We start from the raw sequence: 21,905 nt of genomic DNA, 5'->3' as shown, positions 1-21,905 counted from the left end.
ATTTTAATTTATTTGGCAGGCAAATTAAGTGTTCTTGCACAGAGTAGGACACTTCACCGCACTTAAATCAGTTAATTGCATTTGGTTCGAATGTAAATGATGTCGAGCGATTATACAATTTTTAAACATTGCTATTTAAAAAAAGAACATCGCAACTTCGCGCTGGAATTATACTGAGTATAAATCGGGAATTGACACCATGGGCGAGAAACTTGACATTAAAGTATACAATCATTCGGATAAAAACATAGTTTTTAAATTAATCAACAGCCGATGCATGTATCTTCCAACAACTTCCGAAATAAAGGCAGGCCCTAAAGAATGGGTTGTTTTCGAGAATGTCGAGACAAGCCACGCATTTACCTCAATGTGCTTTTATCTGGACAACATTGTCCAGATAGTTGCAGAGTATAAAGGAAGCGTATTGAGTTCATCAAAATTCAACATTTACACGCAAGATTCGAAGTACTATTGGTATGCAACAGGCAATCCGTTTTTTGGCAAATACACCAGGCATTGCGGGATAGCGGACAAGGCTTCACTTAATTTTACGGCGCAAAATGTATCTGCCCTCTTAGTTGAAAAAGTGGCGTCTTATGGTGACCTGTTTTTTTCGGGGCGGGACCTTTTTCTCGATAACTCAACGGACGCTAAAGTCTGGACCGTGGCCGAAACTCTTTCTGAAGGCGACAAGCAGTTTCCGTCGATGCTCATGAACAATGTAGCGACGATTGATATCAATCGAAATGATCATGGATTTCTTGAAGTTGTTCAGGGGCTGGCCGAAGGCGCCGCAACGGCGTTGAAGTTTTTTGGTGACGTAAAGCCTGCATCCGTTTCAAAACCACTCGACGGAACTTTCAATAAGAATTGGGTGCCGGCCCTTCCATTGCTCGCGAAGCGGGCATCAGACTATTATTCTGCTTACGCAGCAATGATGCAGTCATCAAAAGAACTCTCCATCCTTGTTCATAGTATCGATGCAATACCATCCTTCCATGTAGTTTTTACAGACTCTTTAGTAAACGCTCCGGCCATTATCTCAGGCAACTTCGACCTGCCTGAGCCACCTGATAATCATGACACATTCTATTCCAGCACCAGGCCGAAACAGCTTGTCGAAGAGGACAAGGATCCAACCATGAGTCATACGTGACTGCGCCGGGCGGGAGCATCGTTCACCTGGGCCGCGCTTAATCCAAAACATTACGGGCGGCCCCTGTCCATCGACCATCCCGTAGTTCAATCGGCCGCTGTCTACAGGGGTGCGGCTGGCGACGGCTACCACCGCTCGTCTCCTCAAACCTGGCGGTCTCGAAACAACCCGCTGCTGGCTGATCTGGTCGCCCCGGAAAACTGAACGGTCGGCTCTGTCGCGTCGCCACGAGCATGGAACGACCGACCAGAGCGGGTGGCTTTCTCTTTCGGCCTCGACCCTTCACGGACTCTCAGGACCTAATCTCCCTTCACCAAGGGCATATCGTTCGCTTGTGCGAAACTGGAAACCTGCACGTAGGGCTAGAGGTGGTTAGGATGTATGCTGCGCTGGCAAATAAGGCCTGAAGGTTCCGGCATTGCTGTAGTCATGGCACCATTCTGCGGAACGAATTAGGATCGGCCTGAGTCCACCATCGCGCCGTTCGGCGATCCCGAGCACCATCCAGCAATTCGCCCGGTTCGATGAAAGCGTAAATTTCATCCATCGATCGCATCTCTACCGCGCTGATACGCTGCCGCAGGCCATCCGGTGTGAACTGATCCGGAGTGTCCAGCCCGCAGGCGACCACAATGTCGTGCAACGCGTCTAGCGTACTGCGCTGGAAGCGGGCGACGCGCTCGGCTTTCTCGGGAATGACGAGCGCACGCTGGCGCGCGGGCGACTGGGTGGCAACTCCGGTCGGGCAGGTGTCCGTGTGGCACCGCATCGACTGGACGCAGCCGAGCGAGAACATGAAGGATCGCGCAGCGTTGCACCAGTCCGCGCCAAGCGCCGCATTCATAGCGATACCGGCGCCCGAGTTTACCTTGCCGGATGCTGCAAGCTTGACCCTGCCTTTGAGGTTGGTTCCGACCAGCGCGTTGCGCGCCAAGATCAACCCCTCCCGCAGCGGCATGCCGACACGGTCAGAAAGTTCCGTCGGTGCTGCTCCGGTCCCACCTTCGGCGCCGTCGATGACGATGAAGTCCAGCAAGATGCCTGTTTCCAGCATCGCCTTCACTACCGCGAAGAGTTCGTGCGGATAGCCCACGCACAGCTTGATCCCCACCGGCTTGCCCCCGGAGAGATCCCGCATCCTGCCAGCGAACTCCACCAGTTCGATCGGGGTCGAGAACGCGCTGTGCCATGGTGGCGAGAGGCAGTCTTCGCCTTCAGGCACATCGCGGGTCTGCGCGATCTCGCGCGTCACCTTGGGACCAGGAAGAAGGCCCCCGTGACCGGGCTTGGCGCCCTGGCTCAGCTTGATCTCGGTCATCTTCACCGCTTCATGCGCGGCCCGTTCCGCAAAGCGCGCGCCGTCGAAGCGACCATTGCCATCCCGACAGCCGAAATACCCTGAGCCGACCTCCCAGACGATGTCGCCGCCGTGCCGGAGGTGATAGGGCGACAGGCCACCCTCCCCGGTATCGTGATAGAAACCGCCGATCTTCGCACCTAGGTTCAGTGCCTCGATCGCATTGGCGCCCAGCGCTCCGAAGCTCATCGCCGAAATGTTCAGGCGCGAGGCTTCATAAGGCCTCGAACATTGCTCCGAGCCGACATGCACACGAGTATCCTTGGGCGCATGGCGCGATGGCGCGATGCTGTGGGCGAGCCATTCGTACTCGTCGGAATAGACGTCGAGTTCGGTGCCGAACGGATGGGCCGAAACATCGCCCTTGGCCCGCGCATAGATTAGCGCTCGCTCATCGTGGCTGAAAGGTCGTCCATCCAGGTCGCTTTCGACGATGTAGGCCCGCAGGAAAGGGCGCAGCCATTCGAACAGCCAGCGGAACCGCGCCGAGGCGGGGTAATTGCGCCGGAGTGAATGCTTCGTCTGGAACAGGTCGACGAGTGAAAGCACCAGGATCGGCAAGCTGATCAGCAGAAACCACAATCCGCCGGGATGACGGATGCCGATAGCGACTGATGACACGGTCCCCGCAAACGAGGCGATCAGGAGAAGGTTGCGTGACAAAGCATGGTCGCGGGTCAGCCCCGCGACGAGTCCCACCGCTCCGCTCGCACCGCCGTTCATGGCAGCAGGTTACGGATCATGCCCGCAACGTCCTTGCCGCGCCCGCCCAGCACCGCCTTGGCGGAATAGAGCGCCATCCCGGCGACTTGTCCTGCCTCGATCTTCGGCGGCATGACCAGTTCAAATCTGTCGGTGACGACGTCGAGCAATGCCGGCCCCGGGGCATCGAGCCACGCCTGAACCGCAGCCTCCAGATCCTGCGCCTTTTCGACCCGGCGTCCCCACAGGCCCATGGCTTCCGCGACGCGGCCGAAATCGGGATTGAGCATGTTGGTATAGGCATCGAGCAGCCCCTCGACCTTCTGCTCGATCTCCACGAAATCCAGCGCGCTGTTGTTGAACACCGCGACCTTGATCGGCAATTCCTCCTGCACGGCGGTGAGCAGGTCGCCCAGCATCATGGCCAGGCCGCCATCGCCCGAGAGCGAGATCACCGTCCGGTCGGGGAATGCCGCCTTTGCGCCCAGCGCCTGCGGCATTGCATTGGCCATCGTCCCGTGACTGAGGCTGATCACCGTGCGGTTGCTCCCGGTCGCTGCGACGTGGCGCAGGCACCAGACCATCGGCGACCCTCCATCGGCCGTATAGATCGCATCGGCAGGCGCCGCGCGGGATATGACTTCGGCAAGGTACTGCGGATGGATCGCGCCGCCCTTGCCGACCGTCGCATGCCTGCCCTGCCTTTCCGCCATCTTCTCGCGCTTCGACAGGCAATCGTCGAGGAAGGCTCGATCGGACCGCGCGTCCACCCGCCCGCGCAATGCCTTGAGAGTCTCTGCAACATCGCCCACCACACCGAAATCGACCGGATGGCGTCGCCCAAGATGCGTCCCGTCGAGATCGATCTGGATGATCGTCGCCTTCTGCGGATAGAACTGGCGCCACGCGAAATCGCAGCCTAGCAGAAGCAGTGTGTCGCATGACATAAGTGCGTGATACCCGGCCTCTCCACCGAAGATCCCCGTCATCCCGACATCGAACGGATTGCCGTACTCCAGAAAGTCCTTTGCGCGCGAGGTGTGCGCCACGGGTGCTTGCAATTTGCGCGCGAGTGCAACCACCTCGTCATGCGCGTTCTCGCACCCCGATCCGCCATAAATCGCGATTTTCTTGCCCTGCTCCAGCAAGCACGCGATACGTTCCAATTCATGATCCGCGGGCACGACGACCGGACTTGCGCGATGGACGGTAAATGCAGGCTCGTCCGGTGCCTTGGCGCTGGAGATGTCCGCCGGCACGATCAGCACCGCAACGCCGCGCTTGGCCAGGGCCGCCTGAGCCGCCATCGCGGTCTTGCGGCGCGCCTGCTCCGGCGTACGGATTTCCTCGCAGAAGACGCTGCAACTCTCGTAAATGGCGTTAAAGTCGACTTCCTGCGGAAAATCGAAGCCAAGTTCGTCCCGCACGATCTGGCTGGCAATCAGGACGACCGGCGCACGATTACGGTGGGATTCGAACAGTCCGTTGATGAAGTGAAGACTGCCCGGGCCGCACGACCCGGCACAAAGTGCAAGTTCGCCCGTCAGAAGAGATTCAGCGCCGGCCGCAAAGCCGCCCGCCTCCTCATGCCGGACATGAACCCATCGAATGTCGCTTGTCCGGATCGCGTCGGTCACATGATTGAGCGTGTCACCCGGCACGCCGTAGCAGCGGCGCGCACCTGCGGCCTGGAGGGTCTCCACGATCACCTGCGCCACTGTCGTCATGTTTGTTTCCCATTTGTATATGTTTGGCAGGAGCAAAATCCGCGAAGACATGGCCTGTTCCGATGGCTCGATGCCATTTTCACAACCTCGGCTGCATCTGGAACACTTGCATAGTGTTGCTCGTTCGTGTCGGCATGAAATTCGTCGTCCCGGCAGATCGCCTTGCCACCCTTCATGCTCGCCGAGACTTCAAAATGGCGCGTTCCGCCCACGCCTACGTTCGAGGCAATACCGAACTCTTCTATCGCTGGCTTGCCGAAGAAGGAGGCGAACGCATCGTTCCCGAAGGACCGGAGGTCTGGATCTGCGGCGACTGCCATCTCGGCAATCTCGGCCCCATCGCGAACGGCGACGGCCAAGTCGAGATACAGATCCGTGATCTCGATCAGGCAGTGATCGGCAACCCTGCGCACGATCTTATCCGCCTGGGCCTTTCGCTTGCCACGGCGGCACGCGGATCGGACCTGCCGGGCGTCGTCACCGCGCGGATGATGGAAGAGATGGTCGAAGGCTACGAAGACGCCTTTGCCGACCCGGATGAGACAAAGAAGACTGCAGGCTGGGAGCCGGAGATCGTGCGCGTGGTGCGCCGCCGCGCGCTCGGCAGGAAGTGGAGGCATTTGGCCAAGGAACGGCTAGAGGACGTGGAGCCGAAAATTCCTCTTGGCCGCCGCTTCTGGCCCCTCACCGAAACTGAGACCACAGGCCTTCGCGACATCGTCACGCACCGGCCGGTTAGCAGCATGATCCTGTCGCTGGACACGAAGGACGAGGAACGAGCCCCGAAAATGGTCGATGCCGCTTACTGGATGAAGGGCTGTAGTTCGCTTGGCCTCATGCGCTATGCAGCAATCGTCGCGCTCGAAGGCCCGCGCGGCAGTGACCATGCGCTTGTCGACATAAAGGAGGCCGTCGCTCCTGTCGCACCCATCGCACCTGGCGCCGTCATGCCGATCGATCCGGCCGAACGGGTTCTGGCTGCAGCGTGTGCCTTGTCGCCGCATCTCGGCGAACGCATGGGGACGGCGCGGCTGCACGAACACTCGGTGTTCGTGCGCGAACTCATGCCCCAGGATCTCAAGATCGAGGTCGAGCAATTCTCGCGGGGCGAAGCGCTCAAGGCAGCGCGCTATCTCGCCTTCGTGGTGGGCAAAGCGCATGGCCGGCAGATGGCGCCGGAGATCCGTCGCAGTTGGGCGCAAACCTTGCAAAGGGGACGCTCCAGAACCCTGGATGCCCCGTCATGGCTCTGGCGTTCAGTCGTAGACCTCACCGGGCGGCATGAAAAAGGCTATCTCGATCACTGCCGCGTGCATGCGATGAATAATTGAGTCTGAAAGTAATATATCCGAATGCATGAAGGCATTTCGGGCCTTTGTCGCCGCTCAGCGCCTGAATTTCGCGATCGAAGTGTGGACCTTCCGCCTTTTTGGCGGCTCACGACCAGATCGTGTCACTCTCCTATCGACTTGAGACGGCGGTTGCCGACAGAACTAGTCATTGGCCCGACGCGAAGCCGCTAGCAACAAAGCACCGCAATTTCGGCCTTTCGCCGCAATAGACATTCTTCCGGTTATTCGATCACCATCTCTAACTGGCAAAGGAGCCGGTTAGGATCAAACGGCTTGGGTAGGAAGGTGGCGTGCGCGGGCAGTTCGTCCTCGCGCAGCGGAACATGACCCGAGGCGATGTAGAGGATAGTCGGCGGGAAGCGGTCGCGGATGTAGTGCGCCAGCTTCAACCCATCCAGCGAGCCGGGCATTTGCACGTCGGTCAGGACCACCCGGATCTCCTTGCGCTCCTCGAGGATTATGATCGCTTGGTCGGCATCTTCTGCATCGAACACGCGCCAGCCGGCGGCTTCGAAAAAGTCAACGAGATCGAAGCGAAGCAGTGCCTCGTCATCGACGATGAGGATCGTTTTGGTGCCGATCGGATGGCTCTCGCCCACGCTTTAGTTCCCGGTGTTGATCGCGGCATCCTTCAACCGCGCATGGAGTTGGAAAATCAAACCTTCCGGTCGGTAGTCGGTTTCGCTCCTGCCGCGAAAATAGGATCGCAGCGACCGTTCGATCAACTTCGATCCGAAGCCCTTGTGCTCGGGCGGCGTGACGGGCGGTCCGCCTCTCTCCTCCCAGACGAGATCGAAGCCCACATCCTCTACTCCGCGGTTGATCGTCCAGCACAGCGTGACCGTGCCACCCGGCACCGACAGCGCGCCATATTTGACCGCGTTGGTGGCGAGTTCGTGCAGCGCAAGCGCGAACGCTACCGCGATTTCCGGCTTCAGGGTCATCGACGGGCCGCCGATCCGGATAGTGTCGCCGATCCGGCCATGCGGCGCGAGCGCCTGCTCAGCGAGCGTGCGCAGGTCCGCCGAGCGCCATGAAGCCTGCGTCAGCACATCCGTTGCCGCCGCCAGCGCCACCAGTCGGGCGGACAGATCGTGGCTCGCGATCTCGATGTCGGTTGCGTTGCGCAGGGTCTGCTGGGCGACAGACTGGACCACAGCGAGGACATTCTTGAGCCGATGCGCGAGCTCTCCGTTCATCAGGCGCATGTCGTCTTCCGCGCGCTTGCGGTCGCGGAAATCGCGGGTCACGGTGCCATAGCCGATCAGCCCACCTGCTGCGTCGCGGATCGGGAACACCGAATACAGCACCGGGACTGACTCACCGGTAGCGAAATGCCGGAAGTTGAGCTCTCCGCTCCACGATCCGTCTCCGGCGACCGCCGGCAGCACGGTCTCTTCGACGAACTGCGCCTGGTCCGGCGCGAAAAAGTCGCCGATCGTGAGCGAGGCCGCGTCGGTGCGCTCCAGACCGACCATGCGCCGCGCTGCAGCGTTCAGATAGAAAATCTGCCTGTCGGTGCCCGCCATGCCGATGAAGTCGGTGCTGTTCTCGGCCAGACGCAAGAAATTGTCGCGCTCCTCTTCGCTTGCGCGCAGCTCGCTGATGTCGCGGGAAACCGAGAGGATGCGGTCGGGCTCGCGGTCGGCTCCGAAAATTGGACTTACCGCGACGTGCCACCATTTGGGCGTGCCCGCCATGGTGTCGGCCTTGCCGACAAAGCTGCGCGCTTCGCCTCGTTTCGCCGCCTCGATCGCGGCGCGCGCCTCAACGTGACCCTGTTCTTGCCAGAAGTCGGGCCAGGGGCAGCCGGCGATGGCGTTGAAGTCACTCACCTCCATTACGCGCTGGCCGCCTTCGCTCATGAAGGTCAGCTGTCCGTCGAGATCGAGCACCTTGATGCAGTCGGTCGAACTAGCGAGGACGCCGGCAAGAAAGGCTTCGCGCTCTGCCGACGCCACGAAATCCTCCTCGCGCTGACGCCGCAGGACCTCGGTCTGGAGCAGTGCGGTGCGCAACGCGACCACCAGACCCACCAGCGCCAGCGTCGTCGCGATGAAGAAGATCGAAGCACCCCAGTGGACGGGCGTGAGGAACAAGGGCAGGTCGGATCGCGAGGCTGCATAGCCGGCGCCGAGCGCGGACAGGATCGTCGCCCAGACCCCGGCCCCGCCACCGAGCAGCAATGCGATGACGACGACGGCTGGCGTGTAGAGGAACCAGGGCGCCGAGGAGCCGAACAGCGAGATCTGCGTGAAGGCCACCGCGGCGATGAACAACGTCGCCACGACATAGCTTGGCAATCCGGAACGCCGGTCGGCGTTCACCAGAGTCTTCAGCTGGTCCAGCAATGTCGTCGAAGCGCTCATTGTCCCCCGGATCGGGGGAGAGCCCCATCGCGTGGCGCCAACAAATGTTAGCGTTCAGACAATGCATCGATCGCAACTCTGTTCCCCGTGAAAGCTAGGCCGGGAGAAGTGCCGACGGACCGGTTTGCATCTTTGTGTCTGGCACCCGCCGATTGCTCCCGGACGATCAGCGTCCGAGCCAGGACTTGAACGCGTCGATATGCTGCGAGGCCTCGGCCTGGATCACGGCGGGCGTGACCGCCTCGGGCGCGGAAAGCGACCTGCGCGATCGCTGGTAACACTTGGCGAGCAGTGTTCGATCGCGCTCACCATCAGGCCGGCTGGAAGAGCAGCTCACTTGAGCGAGTGGCAGGTCCGAAGGCGAGCGGCTCGCCGCAGATTGGGAACGCCTCCTGCCGACCGTGGTTATGGTAGAGACGCTAGGGCCTACGCTCCTGCGCACAGGAGGGTAAGTGGACCAGCGCGACAATTGGCACCTGACTGACGATGTGACCCATGAGAGCGGACCCGGCGATCCCTTTGCCGCCGCCGTGCGCGCGACGCGCATGCCGATGGTCATCACTGACCCCGCCAAGCCCGACAATCCGATCATCTTCTGCAACGAGGCGTTCCAGAAGCTCACCGGCTACGACCGTGACGAGATCGTTGGGCGCAACTGCCGGTTCCTCCAGGGGCCCGACACCGATCGCGACGCGGTGCGGCGCATCCATGAGGCCATCGTGGCTGGTAAGCCGATCGATGTTGATCTTCTGAACTATCGCAAGGACGGCAGCACCTTCTGGAACGCGCTTTATCTGAGCCCGGTCCGCAACGCCGCCGGCGACATCCAGTTCTATTTCGCCTCGCAGCTCGATGTGACCGACCGCATCGAGGCGCAGCGCGCGATCGCCGAGCAGAAGGCGATCGTCGAGCGCGAGGTCGAAAAGCGCACAGCCGATCTGACGGCCGCGCTCGAGGAGAAGACCTTACTGCTGCACGAGGTCGATCATCGCGTGAAAAACAATCTTACCATGATCGGCTCGCTGCTGCGTTTGCAGGCGCGCACCATAGCCGACCCCGCCGTGACCGCGAAACTCGAGGCGATGCTCGAGCGCGTCGACGCACTCGCGACCGTCCATCGTCGGCTCTACCAGAGCGAGGATGTCCAGCAGTTCGACATCGGCGCCTTCTGCCAGAATCTTGTTGCCGACGTCGTCGGCTCGAGTGGGCGCAGCGACATCGAGACCGATGTCTCGGCCGAGCGGATCGAAGTTCCGGCTGCCATGGCATCGGCGTTGGGGCTCGTGCTCAACGAAGTGCTGACCAATGCGGTCAAGCACGCCTATTCTGATGGGCGCGGCGGCACGCTGAGGGTCGCGGCCCACCGCGACGGCACGGCCGCGCGGCTGACCATCGCAGATGACGGGCCGGGCTTCGCCGGTGACAAGCCGCCCGGGGGCGGTCTCGGCACCACGCTCATCAACCGCCTCTCCAAACAGGCAGGCGCGACCGTATCCTGGACCAGCAGCGGCCGGGGCACCCAGGTCGACATCCTGTTCGATCCGGAGGGCGCATGACCAGTCCCTCCGCGCCGCTCTCCATCCTGATCGTCGAGGACGAAGCGCTGCTCGCTATGGACCTCGAGACCATGATCGAGGATGCCGGGCATCGCGTCGTCGCTGAAGCCGCCTCGCTACACGATGTCGCCGATCTGCCCGACGATTGCCGGTTCGATCTCGCCTTCGTCGATATCCAGCTCGCGCGCGGCACCAGCGGCCTCGATGTGTCGAGACTCATCCAGCAGCGCTGGCACGGCACCTTCATCGTCTTCGTGACTGCCAACCCCTCGAAAATTCCTGAGGATTTCGCTGGCGCGCACGGGGTCATCCCCAAGCCTTTCTCGCGCAACGGGCTGATGGCCGCGATGCGCTACATCGAGGAAGGCGTGTGCGACCCGCCGCCTATCTCGCCGCAACCGGCCAGTTTCCTCGCTTCGCCAGCTTTCTCGGCGACCTGGAGTTGACGGCTGCGGTTTACTTGGCGTTCCAGCCTGAACTTTTTTGGCAATGCCGAATGTCGGCTCCTGTCGGGACCGGTCAGTCGCTATGTCTAAACGAAACTGCCGCTAAGCCCCAGGAGCCAGCGGTTGGTTCAAGCGAAACCGGCCCCTTTGTGCCGTTCAGCCGGCAATTCTACGCTCTCAGGTGTGATCCGTCAGCTTTCCAGGATGCTGATCGACAACAATCTTCTCGAACGCGACACCAGGGTCTTTGTAACACGACGAAAAACCTGGCTTTTCTGCAACACCATAGACGGTGGACGGGCCAGCGCCGTCATCTACAGCCTAATACTGACTTGCCGCGCCTGCAGCGTCGATCCTCTCACGTGGCTACGCCATGTCCTCACCGAACCGCCCCAACGACCTCACGACGACGATATCGACGACTGCTGCCATTCAACTTCGAGAGACACGCCTGACACGTCGACGTCGCTGCGGTGGGCTGTCCCGTCCAGCGTCAATTATGATGGACGCACTGCCTCCGGAAACGGCGTGCTACGAAATGCGCGCTTACTGAGGACCTGATGGAAAACTAATCGCTGTCCGACTGGCTCACCGCTCTTGCCGCAGACATTGGCCTGCTCTCGGTCTTCGCGCACTGGAGCAGCAGAACACGATCCTGATTCAGGACAAGCTCGCCTTCATCGAACAGCAGAACATCGCCGCCGCCGCGCAACTGAAGGATGTGGAGGTAAGCAATGCCGAGGTCAAAGAGTATCTGCCTCGCCCTATCCCGGCTGATTTGCGCAGGCTGCTCGAAAAGAAGTGACGGCGCCTTCGCCCCGCCCCCGCCCGCCTATGTGGGCATTCCGGCTGGGCTGATGGCGCGACGCACCGTCAAGGACGTGCCGCTGACGACGACGGCCGACATCCTCACGAGGCGGGGCATCTACATGGAGGGATTCGAGAAGTGCGCCGCCAAGGTGGACGCGATCCGGGATCACGACGCTAAGGCCCCCACCGGCTCGCAGGCGCCGCTCAGCGCGTCGCAGTGATGCCGGGTATCGGTGCGACACGTTCCCTGCTAACAGCCGCGCCTCCTGCCCCGACAACGGCCAGGCATTACCAAACCTCGGCCCCGCTCCGGCGGGGCCATTTTACGACACTCGCGAAAACGACCTAGGCCCTTGCCAACCGGCGCAGGGATTAACGAATTGCAATTCGCTCCGTCGTTGAATTTGCCGCACAATGTGGATCTGCGCCTCATCGGGTAGACCCTCCCATCCGATGCAGCCCTTTGCGTGCCTCGGCGCGTTGCGACAACCTCAGCCCCGGAGCCCCGAAAGCATGCTCCGGGGCCTTTCTCTGAAGGTGTCCGCATCGAGCAGAGTGCTAGCCTGGTCACAGAATAGGGCGCCACACTTCAATTCTTTGTCACGGACCCGTGGTATTCGAAGATCATTGGTCAGCCACAAGGGTGGCAATTCTTGGCGGCAGGCCATGATGCGCTTCGGCGCAACGCGACGCAAACTTAGCCCCGGTCCGCGTCCTCAAGCGCGAACCGGGGCTTTTCTCGTTATGGTTTTCGGCCTTGGCTCGGTGTCATACATGGAATTGGCGCAGCTCTGGCTTGCCGTGTCGCCTCAACGACGCCGCCACGATGGCAATCTGGAACGTTTATCCCACTTATGCATTCTCCAAGCGGATCCTGCTTTCAGGGTCAAGTTCGGCTGGATCACCCATTGCACCGAACCTGCTGAGCGAAAAAAGGGCTGCCGAATCCACATTACGGCAGCCCTTTTCGCGAGGCGCCTTAGGCTGCGGACCGGGTTCGAAACCGGCTGGCCCACGCCCACCTCGCGTGGCCCTCTGTACAGCCACCAGGGCGCGCCCCTTCGCGCTGCCGCAGCAAGATGAAAATAATCTCTCTCGGCGCCGCACATATTAAGGCCCCGCTGCCTAGCGGCAGCGGGGCCTTAATGCCATGACGACGGTTCTCGGTGGCGTTTTAAACCCCGCGTCACTATTGGTTTGAGGAGACCGGTTCAGGAATGAGCCGGACCTTCTCGCCCCAAACTATTAGAAGTGCATGATCACACCGGCCATCGGGCGGATGCTGTCGAAGTCGTAGGTCTCGGCCTGAAGGCGAAGGCGCACACCGCTGTTGCCGGTGATGCCGCCCAGACCGATGTCCTTCGGGCCGACTTCGACGCCGACGCCGTAAATCCAGTCCTTCTGGTCGCTGTATGCGCGGCGACCGTTGACCCACTGGTAACCAGCCGTAGCGAAGACCATACCGCTATCACCGGCGCGGGCGCCAACGCGACCACGGACACCGTACTCCCAGTCGATGTCACCGAAGCCCTTTGTGGCGTTGCCTTCGGCGCCCACAAAGACCGGCCCCAGAGGCACGTTCACGCCGGCCACGCCGCTGATAAGCGCACCGTTCATCTTACCGCCGCGCGGCGAACCAAATTCGCTGTCACGGTCGAACGAGTGGTAGCCGCCAAGCACACCGAAATAAGGCTCGATACCGAACGCGGGGGTGCCATCGGGCGCGGTCGCCTCCGTCCCGTCCTGAGCGAACGCTGCAGTCGGAAGGGCAAGAGCAAGAGCAGCGGCGCAAACAATCTTCTTCATTTCAAACTCCGAACGTTATAGCCGACTTGGCGGCACGCTCAGAAAACCGCGCTCAGCCAATCGAGTTTCGAGGCTGACTTGATTCCGTAACATAGTGGCATTTTGGCATCATTCCTTGTGGTCGCAGAGCACGTCGCGACCATTACCTCGCCGTACGCGATGATCCCACCCGCCGCGCTCGCCCGGAAAATCCACTTCTGCGGCGAACTATCAATCAGCGGACCGGGTGTGGGGAAAGGCGGTGAGCGATTCGAGCGGGCGCATCTGTCGGCACTTTGAGGGAATGGGGATGCCGGGTATCGCCTGCCCTCCGGCAAAATGAGGTGACGCCGCAGCGCGCGGTGGCGCAGCGGCGTCGGAGAGGTAGCTGCGGGCCGGAGCCGTCCAGCCCAGCGCCGCAGCCAGGTCGAAAGTGACATGATCGAGGCCGGGAACAATCGCCCATTCAGTATGTTGACCCCGCACTGTCACAGGGACAGTGTTCTGTGCTGATTACCCGAGATGCACCGGACTAGAGGCCGCCCGTGTCGCAAGGGGCGGCCTCTTCGTTTCAGAAGACCAGAACCCCCACCAAGATCACGCAGCAACCGAGCGCGGCCATTACTTGTCGGGGACGGGACGGAAGGGATCCGTCTGCAAGGATGGCTAAGCCTGCCAACGATACGCCCGAAATGACGGCGAAAAGCGCTAGATATAGATGATCAATCGACATGGGACTTCACCTCACCGATCCTCATGCATCGACTCATTATCACGCTCATCCGAACGTGCAAAAAAGAGAGAAGGTGCTGGAACCTTTCCAGACTTGCGGCGCTTTGTCGTCGGTCCTGAGCCAGTAACTCTGTTACCATTCAAGGCCACCCATCTGCGCGAGAGCGCAAGGCAACCCGAACTTGAAAGCCCGAGGCACCAACATGCCTCGGGCCTTTTCGAATCAAGCGCCCTAGGACCTCGTTCCGGATCAGGCCGCCTTGCGCGCCAGCCCAACCCGCACGGCAAGGGTCCACTCCCGGCGGCTGGCGTCTCACGAGGCGATGCCCAGCGCGATCACGTCGTTCGACGCCTCTTTCATGCTATCGCGCCACGGCGCGCGCGGGCGGCCGAAAGGGGTGACCCGGTAACGCTTCGCCACCTTCAATAGCTGGCCCAATCGAGATCGGCCTCGTCCAAGGCCTCAAACATGTCGCCGTCCGCCTGGAGCATGCTCAGGCGCCTGCGCACCGCTTCCGGATCGCCGTCGCGCGGGAAGCCGCGATCAGCCATGGCGCCCTTGGCCAGATCACCGGCAAGTCCGTCGCGTTAACTACACCCACGATGTAAATTCGAAAACGGCTGATTTCTGCGGGTTTCAGGCCAAGACTAGGGGGTGGGTTACGGATGTTACGCTTTTCCGCTTCCTCCCTCCGTGGATGGCTTGGCTAGCCAAACACTTTTCGATCCTCGACCGGCTTTGGATAGGCCTGCCATATGCATCAAAGTGCATCAGCGTTATGCCGGTCGTTGGCGCCACCCGGCCTAGGAAGTCAGCCATTTTCCCGACGCCACCGATGTGCATCAAAACCGCCACGAAAAGTGCGAGGGCGAGGCGGGGGGAAAAGCGCGCTTTGAGGGGGTGCCGCTGCGGGTCGCGGCAGCGCAATATTGTTACGCGGCCCGAGGGCGGTGTCGGGTGGGGTGGAGCGATTGACGGTCGCCCCGGCCGGGCGCACGATACCCGCATGTGCAATCTTTACCGGATGACAGCGCCTCCTGAGGCGGTCGCGGGATTGTTCCGAGCGACTACTGGTGCCGCGCCGAACTTCGCAGTCGAGGTTTACCCTGTCTACCCCGGCCTAGTCGTCGCTGACGGCACTGTCCGCGCGATGAACTGGGGCTTCCCCCTGGTACTCAAGAGCAAGAAGACCGGCGCACCGCTCAAGCCCAAGCCGGTGAACAACACCCGCGAGGACAAGCTGCATACCGGCTTCTGGATCGACAGCTTTCGCAGACGGCGCTGCCTGATTCCAGTCACCGCCTGGGCAGAGGCCGAGGGCGCGAGAGGAGCGATGACGCGGACATGGTACTCGCTGCCCGATCAGGATCTGTTTGCCGTCGCGGGCATCTGGCGCCCCACTGCCGAGTGGGGCGACGCATACTCCATGGTCATGGTGGATGGGTGCGAGCAGATGGCCGACGTGCATGACCGCATGCCGACGATCCTCGCCCGCGAGAATTGGGAGCGCTGGACGAACGGCGATCCGGACGAGGCCTTCGCGCTATGCCGCGTCTACGATGCCCCGCTGGTGGTCGATCGCACGGACGAGCCTTGGTTCAAGAGAGCCAGCCCACAACCTGCGACACGAGCGCCACCGCCATCAGCAACGCTATTATGATCATCTCGGCATCTTTAAGCATCGTCCGGTGATCCCCTGCCATCCGCCGGTAGGCAACACCGGATAGATCCGCGCTGGATCAGACTGCCGGACGCGCCTCAATACCTCAGCCAATCGAGTTCGGCCTCGTCCACGGCCTCGAACATATCGCCTTCGGCTTGCCCGACGCGCAGGCGCTGGCGGACGGCCTCAGGGTCTCCGTCCTTGGGAAAGCCGCGATCGGCCATGGCGCACTTCGCCAGTTCGCCGACCAGCCCTCCGCGCCCGGCCTGCATGAGCAGCCAGCGGCTGAATGCTCCGCGCTCTGCAGGCAAAGCCGTGCGGCCTGCGGGCCGCAGGCGCGGGTCTGGCGGCGCAGGCACGAAAGCGCGGAAGTCAGGGCCCTTCGTAAAATCTTGGAAGGCCCCTCCACCCTCCGCGATCCTGCTGACTTCCCTGCGTAAATCATCAAGAGTCGGCGTGGTGGTAAGCGTCCGCCCTCCGGTGTGTTGCCGCATTCGGCGTTGGCGCTGATGGACCTCCGCTAAGGAGTCTCTTTCTGGACTCCAGAAGGAGGCCAAGTGAAGGATCGGGTGGAGATCATCGCGCGCACCGAACGGCGCAGGAAGTTTTCGGATGTCGAGAAGGCGGCGATCCTCGCGGAGGCGGATGAAGACGGCGTATCGGTCCGCCAGGTTGCTGAGCGCCATGAGATTGCCGAGAGCCTGATCTATAACTGGCGCTCGGCTCGCCGCCAAGCAGCGGCCATCGCAAGTGAAGCGCTTGAGTTCATTCCCTACGGAGCAATCATAACGACGGAGGCTGCGGCCGCGCCGGCGGTGCCCGAGCCCCAGAAGGTGCCGCGACCCGTTCCGTCGCCGATACCGCCAGCGCCGGAGGAACTGATCCGCCCACATCCCGGTGCCCGCCCCGGCGCGATAGACATAGACCTGCCCAGCGGCGTTCGCCTGTCGGTGGACAGTTACGTCAACGAGAAGGCGCTGGCCCGCGTGCTGCGCGCATTCCGGGACGTATCGTGATTTCGCTGGCGCCTGGAACGAAGGTTTATCTGGCAAGCAAGCCGGTCAGCATGCGGCTCGGCTTCGATGGGCTGGCGGCATTGGTCCGCCCACTGTTCGCGGTCGAGCCTTACGGCGGGCATGTCTTCCTTTCCGCAGCAAGAGCGGCAACTACCTTAAGGCACTGCATTGGGATGGCACTGGGCTTTGCCTGTTCGCCAAGCGCCTGGAACGCAGCCGTTTCGTCTGGCCACCGCTTATCGAGGGTGGTGTCGTACTGACGCCGGCGCAGTTCGCGTTGCTGATCGAAGCAATGGACTGGCGGCGCACCGTCGCCCCTGAACCACCCCGCGCGCCGCTCCAGATTTGACGCGATAATCGCCGCATTTCCGGGGTTTCTGCTTGGGCGGAAGGCTGGATTCTGCTAACGGGAAGCGTGTCTTCCGACGATCTCGAACTCCCTACCGATCCCGCAGAACTGCACGCTTTTGCGGAGGCGATGCGCGCACGTCTGGCCGTTTCGGAGCAGGCGCTGGAAGCCGAACGGGCGGCCCATGACGAGACCCGCGAGAAGCTTCAGACTGCTCAAAACTCGATCAAGCTGACGGCGCTGCAGATCGAGAAGTTCAAGGTCCAGCTGGCACGCCTCAGGCGCATGAAGTTCGGTCAGTCTTCGGAGCGCCTTGCCCTCCAAGCCGATCAACTCGAACTGACGCTGGAGGATCTCGAGGCCGAGCATGCCCATGCCGAGTGTGTGATCGAGGGGCATGTGCCCGAAGATTTCCCGGTCAAGCCTGCCCCTCGCAAGCCTCGCCGTGCTCCGCTGCCCGATCATCTTCCTCGCGACGAGGTCATGCACGCAGCGCCGGATGCCGGCGGCTGCTCCGCCTGTGGAGGCAGGATGGGCAAGCTCGGCGAAGACGTGACCGAAGTGCTGGAATATGTACCCGGCCGCTTCCGCGTCGTCCGTCATGTCCGGCCGAAGCTGTCCTGCAACCGCTGCGATGCAATCAGCCAGGCACCGGCCCCGGCGCTTCCCGTGCCGCGCGGCCGTGCTGGTCCCGGCTTGCTGGCCCACGTCATCGTCTCCAAGTTCGCTGATCACCTGCCCTTGTACCGCCAATCGCAAATCTATGCGCGAGAGGGTGTCGAGATCAGCCGCTCGACGATGGCGGACTGGCTGGGCCAGGCGAGCTGGCTGCTACAACCGCTGATCGATCGGATCACCGATCACGTCATGGCCAGCGTGAAGCTCCACGCCGACGATACACCCGTTCCCGTGCTGGCGCCGGGGACCGGGAAGACGGCAACCGGGCGACTATGGGTCTACCTTCGCGATAACCGACGATGGAGCCATCTTGATAAACCAGCGGCGTTGTTCCGCTACAGCCCCGATCGCAAGGGCGAGCGACCGCGCGAGCATCTCAAGACCTTTGCAGGCTTCCTGCAGGCCGATGCCTATGCTGGTTTCGAGCGCCTCTATGCGAGTGACCGCCAGCCCGCGCCGATCACGCCCGTTGCGTGCTGGGCCCATGCCCGGCGCAAGCTGAACGATGTCTACAAAGCAGACCCGAACTCGGCTGCGCTCGATGGGCTGCAGATGATCGGCGAGCTTTACGACGTCGAGCGGCAGATCGTGCGCGAACCCGCAGATTTCCGCCGCAAGGCTCGGAAGCTATCGAAGCTCAAGGCGCTGGATTTCTTCGCGTGGGCTGACGATGTGCTGTCCAGGGCATCGGCCCGGTCACCGCTGGCCGAGGCGCTGCGCTATGCCGTGAAGCTGAAGCCGCAGCTGCTCACCTACACCGATGACGGTAGGCTCGAGATCGACAACAATCCGGCAGAGAATGCTCTCAGAGGCATAGCCGTTGGCCGCAAGAATTGGATGTTCGCTGGCGCCGACTGTGGAGGTGAGCGCGCCGCCGCCATGTATTCACTGCTCGAAACGGCCAAGCTTAACGGCGTTAATCCGCAGGAATGGCTTGCCGACGTGCTTGACCGCATCGGCAAGGGCCATCCCATCAACCGGATCGAGGAACTGTTGCCTTGGAACTGGGCCACCCCGCAGGCGTGAACGCGCATTTTGGGTGGCTAGCTGTCGTTCGGCGTTGGTGATAGCTTGGGCTGATGAACGACCGCTACGAGCCCACTTCTGACTTTCTGAAGGCGGTGATCGCTGAGGAGGTGCCGCTTTCCGGCACAGCCTTCGCCGACGCGAACATGCGGCAGCTAGTCGCGATGACGCAAGACGGTGACCTCTCTAACCGTGACTGGGCGACGATGCTTTTGGCATCAGAAGAAGCCGATACGCCCGAAATCCGGGAGGCACTGTTGTCAGCCGTCAACGATGAAAATGACGTCGTAAGAGCTGAGGCGCTACTCGGTCTTGCAAAGCGCGATCGGAAGCTGGCGCTGCCATTCGTTCTGAAAGCACTATCGGGCGAACAGGCGACCATGCCCGTGTTCGAGGCCGCCGAGTTGATCGCTGATCCCGTTCTGGTGGAGGTGCTCCGACCTTGGACTGAGCCATCGGATGATGTGTGGCTCGATCAGCTTGTCCTGAACGCCTTGTTGGCCTGCGAAAAAGGCACTCAAACCGCTTAGTTGTAGATGTCCGCAACGGATCGTTTTCTGCCGCCAACGCTCCCGGGCGGACGCTTACGCGTGGTGGGCGTTTGTTCCATGGCAATCCTCGCTGTCGAATCGGTGGCGCAAGCCTATCATGTTCTCTATATGTTCGCATCATGAGTCGACGCTTTCGGGCGCGTAGGAGGACAACACATGGAACAGATTAAGGAAATCCGCCGAGCGGTCGCAAAGGCGCTGGAGACGCGCGGTCTCGATAACCGGGAGTTCCTGCGGCAAATCCGCTCCGGCGAGCAGGACGATGGCCCCTACATGACCGGCGCCCTCGCCTGTGCCGCCATGCTGGCCAAGCAGCCCACGCCCGGCTGAGGCCGTGCGCTACGCGGACGGCCTGAGGATACCGACGCGGCTGTTCGAGGCCGCCGCCTGGCATTACCCGATCAAGGTGACGTGCGCATGCGGAAGATCAGCCGTATTCGATCCCCATGCCCTATGGTACCGGTTTGAGCGGGCAGGATGGGACCCGACCTTCGCGAAGGCTCGAGAGCGCTTCTACTGCCGCGAGTGTTGGCGCATGAAGTACCGCAAGCTGCGGCCTGCAAAGTTCGAGACCTGCCGGGAAGAACCGACGATCCACCTGCCGATGCCGGACGAGCGAGAGTGGAAACAGGCGATCAATCGTTTTCGCGGATAGCGGGCGGCAGCTTTTCAGCGAAGCCAATTTCTGGCTGTACGTCCGATAAGTCGGGTTAGCGGACTGCCCGCTCACAGGCTGCCAACGCTTCCGCAGCCAACTTATCTGCGTAAGGCTGATCGGAAGGCTCCGCCCATACTTTCAAATCAGGAATCAATGAAGGGTCGGCAGAAATGCTGGCGGCTTCCAGTACAGGGATCGTAATTGATCCCCTGCTGAGTTCCGCTTGCACGAATGGAAGCGCGGAGACGGGATCAAGACCGGCAAGCCCCAATATCGCTTCGCCCCTGATGCAATCGTCCCCGTCTGATGCTGCACGATACAAGGCATCTCGCACAGGGGATGTGTCCCCGCCCTCTTGGCTTAGAAGCAGTACGGCCCAATCGCGATTTGCGCGATCAGGGTCGCGCGTGAATTCTATGAGTCTCTCAAGGTTTGCAGCAGCAAATGGCCCATCGGTCAGCGGCACTTCCTCCGCTATGACGGATTTCAGAAATTCCGAAGGAGGTTCGTAGCGCTCGAGCATCATGATGACATGCCACGGCCAATGCCGGGCAGCAATAATGACCGCAAAGGGGCGCTTAAGATCCGGCGGGATTTTGGCGCGCAAGGGTGGAGCCCGGACAGGCGGCTTTTGGGTTAGCCACGCAAGATAGCGGATCTTCGTTCATTATGATGTGGAAGGATCGCTAAGCCCCTTTCCGGACATTCCCCATTTGCTACAACATGGCATGGTCCACCACCAACCTGTTGAGCTTCAGTCCAGCGCTTCTAGCCTGTTAGCACTATCTGAGGGGATTGTTTCATTCGGCATTGAGCAGTCGGGACAATCGATAGATGCGGTTTGGATTTGCACGGTTTCCCAAGCTTTCCTGATAACTTCGGTCAGTGTCGACCGAGCTTGGCAATTCGAAGTCTTTCCTCTGTCCGTACAGACACCTGCCGATGCTTTTATTGCTGCACAAGAGGGCTATCAGGCACTGGCAAGTGATTCGCCTCTCTCGCCAATTCCAGTCGCAGCACCGAAGATCGAGAATTTCCAAGTGCCCAGCAACCTCACATTGTGGCCATTCCGACAATGGCAGGTTGGTGTGCTGGAGCGGCTAGATTGGCTTTCCAATCCAGAGGAGTGGCCGGACAGCTACAACATTCCGTCTCATCTTCATCCCGGCGAATTGCCGTTGGGAACCGAGCATTCGTGTTGGGTTGCACCAGGCCTTTTGTTTACTTCCGACCAGAACAGTCGGCTGCTAGTTGCGACCGATGATTTTCCCTGCACTCTCAAAATATCAACCGAACCTAACGTTATTGATGATTACCTTGAGCCGTGCCGAACTGTTCCTTTGGCAGAATACGTTGCTCGGCTGACGGCGTAAACGTTCGGGTGCTCGGAAAAGCAGTTTGTGGGCTGATCAAGCTCGAGGCCGGACGTCCGCTTAGTCGGCGGGTCCGGTCAGGCAACTTTCGGATTAAAGTCGTGAAATCCTGCCGTTACGGTTACGGGAGCGCGGCTGCGCGCCGTTTAGTCGGAGATGAGTGGTTAGCTGCCGTGTGGCGTCGTAGCTGCGTTCCGCTGTTGGCGAAAAAGGTCGACTATAACCACAACAAAATGGAAAAGCATCGCACCCAGCCACGGTACTCCCACCCATATTCTCTGCTCCGGAGGCTCGGCCAGTAGGAACGTGATAAAAGTACCAATTAAAAGCACGATGCAGCTTAACCATCTAAGCCTAGTGAACGGTCGATAGCTGTACTTGAAGCTGCGCATGAATGACGCTCCCTGAGAGGTGAGGAGCCGATCGTAAATCGGCACGCCGAAAAGAGCGATCGGGACAGCAATCTCAAGAGACATGGTGCGACTTTAGCAACTAAAGTTATGTCCGCAATGTCGGCGGGTCCGGTCAGGCACCTTTCGGATTAAAATCTTGCAATCTTGCCATTCCGGTTTCGGGCGCGCGACTGCGCACCCCCTAT

20 protein-coding genes and 2 pseudogenes are annotated in these 21,905 nt (G+C 60.9%); 14 read left to right on the top strand and 8 right to left on the bottom strand.

Annotation, left to right across the window (positions count from 1 at the left end):
- The first annotated feature begins 199 nt into the window (after positions 1-199).
- On the top strand, positions 200-1,156 hold the full coding sequence (locus AC4D6D_RS06925) for a hypothetical protein (RefSeq protein ID WP_491327031.1): 957 nt from the start codon (positions 200-202) through the stop codon (positions 1,154-1,156).
- Between the two features lie 427 nt (positions 1,157-1,583).
- Here AC4D6D_RS06925 and AC4D6D_RS06920 read toward each other — a convergent pair whose 3' ends face one another.
- Both AC4D6D_RS06920 and AC4D6D_RS06915 read right to left on the bottom strand, forming a co-directional pair.
- Positions 1,584-3,236 carry an FMN-binding glutamate synthase family protein gene (locus AC4D6D_RS06920; RefSeq protein ID WP_491327030.1) on the bottom strand — a complete coding sequence of 551 codons (1,653 nt, stop codon included), beginning with the start codon at positions 3,234-3,236 and terminating at the stop codon, positions 1,584-1,586.
- Positions 3,233-4,942, bottom strand: coding sequence for a thiamine pyrophosphate-dependent enzyme (locus AC4D6D_RS06915; protein WP_491327029.1), 1,710 nt, complete (start codon positions 4,940-4,942; stop codon positions 3,233-3,235). The genes AC4D6D_RS06920 and AC4D6D_RS06915 overlap by 4 nt, the downstream gene beginning before the upstream one ends.
- Positions 4,943-5,076: 134 nt before the next feature.
- On the opposite strand from AC4D6D_RS06915, the gene AC4D6D_RS06910 reads away from it, so the two are divergent.
- The gene (locus AC4D6D_RS06910) at positions 5,077-6,273 is read left to right on the top strand and encodes a DUF2252 family protein (protein WP_491327028.1); all 1,197 of its coding nucleotides are present in this window, start codon (positions 5,077-5,079) and stop codon (positions 6,271-6,273) included.
- A gap of 242 nt (positions 6,274-6,515) precedes the next feature.
- Here AC4D6D_RS06910 and AC4D6D_RS06905 read toward each other — a convergent pair whose 3' ends face one another.
- Both AC4D6D_RS06905 and AC4D6D_RS06900 read right to left on the bottom strand, forming a co-directional pair.
- Complete coding sequence (locus AC4D6D_RS06905) at positions 6,516-6,893, bottom strand: response regulator (protein WP_334186323.1); 378 nt, start codon at positions 6,891-6,893, stop codon at positions 6,516-6,518.
- A 3-nt stretch (positions 6,894-6,896) separates the two neighbouring features.
- Complete coding sequence (locus tag AC4D6D_RS06900) at positions 6,897-8,663, bottom strand: PAS domain-containing protein (protein WP_491327027.1); 1,767 nt, start codon at positions 8,661-8,663, stop codon at positions 6,897-6,899.
- Positions 8,664-9,115: 452 nt separating this feature from the next.
- Here AC4D6D_RS06900 and AC4D6D_RS06895 point away from each other — a divergent pair, with 452 nt between their 5' ends.
- The 4 genes and pseudogenes from AC4D6D_RS06895 (at position 9,116) to AC4D6D_RS06880 (ending at position 11,696) form a co-directional block, all read left to right on the top strand.
- Positions 9,116-10,219: a PAS domain-containing protein gene (locus AC4D6D_RS06895; RefSeq protein WP_334186320.1), complete on the top strand. Its 1,104-nt coding sequence runs from the start codon at positions 9,116-9,118 to the stop codon at positions 10,217-10,219.
- Positions 10,216-10,665 (top strand): response regulator, encoded by a 450-nt coding sequence (locus AC4D6D_RS06890; RefSeq protein ID WP_334186319.1) that lies wholly within the window; start codon positions 10,216-10,218, stop codon positions 10,663-10,665. Before AC4D6D_RS06895 ends, AC4D6D_RS06890 begins: the two co-directional genes overlap by 4 nt.
- A 201-nt stretch (positions 10,666-10,866) precedes the next feature.
- Positions 10,867-11,120: pseudogene (locus tag AC4D6D_RS06885) on the top strand (transposase domain-containing protein); the annotation flags it as partial.
- 402 nt (positions 11,121-11,522) lie between these two features.
- Positions 11,523-11,696: a hypothetical protein gene (locus AC4D6D_RS06880; protein WP_334183650.1), complete on the top strand. Its 174-nt coding sequence runs from the start codon at positions 11,523-11,525 to the stop codon at positions 11,694-11,696.
- Positions 11,697-12,720: 1,024 nt separating this feature from the next.
- On the opposite strand, the gene AC4D6D_RS06875 is transcribed toward AC4D6D_RS06880, so the two are convergent.
- On the bottom strand, positions 12,721-13,281 hold the full coding sequence (locus AC4D6D_RS06875; protein ID WP_334183649.1) for an opacity protein: 561 nt from the start codon (positions 13,279-13,281) through the stop codon (positions 12,721-12,723).
- Between the two features lie 1,134 nt (positions 13,282-14,415).
- A complete protein-coding gene (locus tag AC4D6D_RS06870; RefSeq protein WP_334183648.1) occupies positions 14,416-14,544 on the bottom strand; it encodes a hypothetical protein in 129 nt (42 codons plus the stop codon).
- Positions 14,545-14,999: 455 nt separating this feature from the next.
- Between AC4D6D_RS06870 and AC4D6D_RS06865 the strand changes: the two genes are divergently transcribed.
- Positions 15,000-15,653, top strand: coding sequence for an SOS response-associated peptidase (locus AC4D6D_RS06865; RefSeq protein ID WP_491327026.1), 654 nt, complete (start codon positions 15,000-15,002; stop codon positions 15,651-15,653).
- Positions 15,654-15,751: 98 nt separating this feature from the next.
- On the opposite strand, the gene AC4D6D_RS06860 is transcribed toward AC4D6D_RS06865, so the two are convergent.
- Entirely contained in the window at positions 15,752-16,015 is a 264-nt protein-coding gene (locus AC4D6D_RS06860) for a hypothetical protein (protein ID WP_491327025.1), read from the bottom strand.
- Positions 16,016-16,213: 198 nt separating this feature from the next.
- Between AC4D6D_RS06860 and tnpA the strand changes: the two genes are divergently transcribed.
- From tnpA to AC4D6D_RS06830, 6 genes and pseudogenes are all read left to right on the top strand, one after another.
- Entirely contained in the window at positions 16,214-16,672 is a 459-nt protein-coding gene (tnpA, locus tag AC4D6D_RS06855; RefSeq protein ID WP_491327024.1) for an IS66-like element accessory protein TnpA, read from the top strand.
- A 50-nt stretch (positions 16,673-16,722) separates the two neighbouring features.
- A pseudogene (gene tnpB / locus AC4D6D_RS06850) lies at positions 16,723-17,021 on the top strand (IS66 family insertion sequence element accessory protein TnpB).
- 129 nt (positions 17,022-17,150) lie between these two features.
- Positions 17,151-18,725, top strand: coding sequence for an IS66 family transposase (gene tnpC, locus AC4D6D_RS06845; RefSeq protein WP_491327216.1), 1,575 nt, complete (start codon positions 17,151-17,153; stop codon positions 18,723-18,725).
- Between the two features lie 53 nt (positions 18,726-18,778).
- The gene (locus tag AC4D6D_RS06840) at positions 18,779-19,255 is read left to right on the top strand and encodes a HEAT repeat domain-containing protein (protein WP_491327023.1); all 477 of its coding nucleotides are present in this window, start codon (positions 18,779-18,781) and stop codon (positions 19,253-19,255) included.
- 177 nt (positions 19,256-19,432) lie between these two features.
- On the top strand, positions 19,433-19,606 hold the full coding sequence (locus AC4D6D_RS06835) for a hypothetical protein (RefSeq protein ID WP_491327022.1): 174 nt from the start codon (positions 19,433-19,435) through the stop codon (positions 19,604-19,606).
- Positions 19,607-19,610: 4 nt separating this feature from the next.
- Positions 19,611-19,931 carry a hypothetical protein gene (locus tag AC4D6D_RS06830; RefSeq protein WP_491327021.1) on the top strand — a complete coding sequence of 107 codons (321 nt, stop codon included), beginning with the start codon at positions 19,611-19,613 and terminating at the stop codon, positions 19,929-19,931.
- A 55-nt stretch (positions 19,932-19,986) separates the two neighbouring features.
- Here AC4D6D_RS06830 and AC4D6D_RS06825 read toward each other — a convergent pair whose 3' ends face one another.
- A complete protein-coding gene (locus tag AC4D6D_RS06825) occupies positions 19,987-20,541 on the bottom strand; it encodes a lyase (protein ID WP_491327020.1) in 555 nt (184 codons plus the stop codon).
- Between the two features lie 121 nt (positions 20,542-20,662).
- Between AC4D6D_RS06825 and AC4D6D_RS06820 the strand changes: the two genes are divergently transcribed.
- A complete protein-coding gene (locus tag AC4D6D_RS06820) occupies positions 20,663-21,307 on the top strand; it encodes a hypothetical protein (protein ID WP_491327019.1) in 645 nt (214 codons plus the stop codon).
- Positions 21,308-21,905: the final 598 nt, after the last annotated feature.

Source organism: Novosphingobium sp. BF6, from assembly GCF_058273105.1.
The sequence above is the reverse complement of the archived record's forward strand: the minus strand, read 5'-3'. Positions and strand labels throughout refer to the sequence as shown.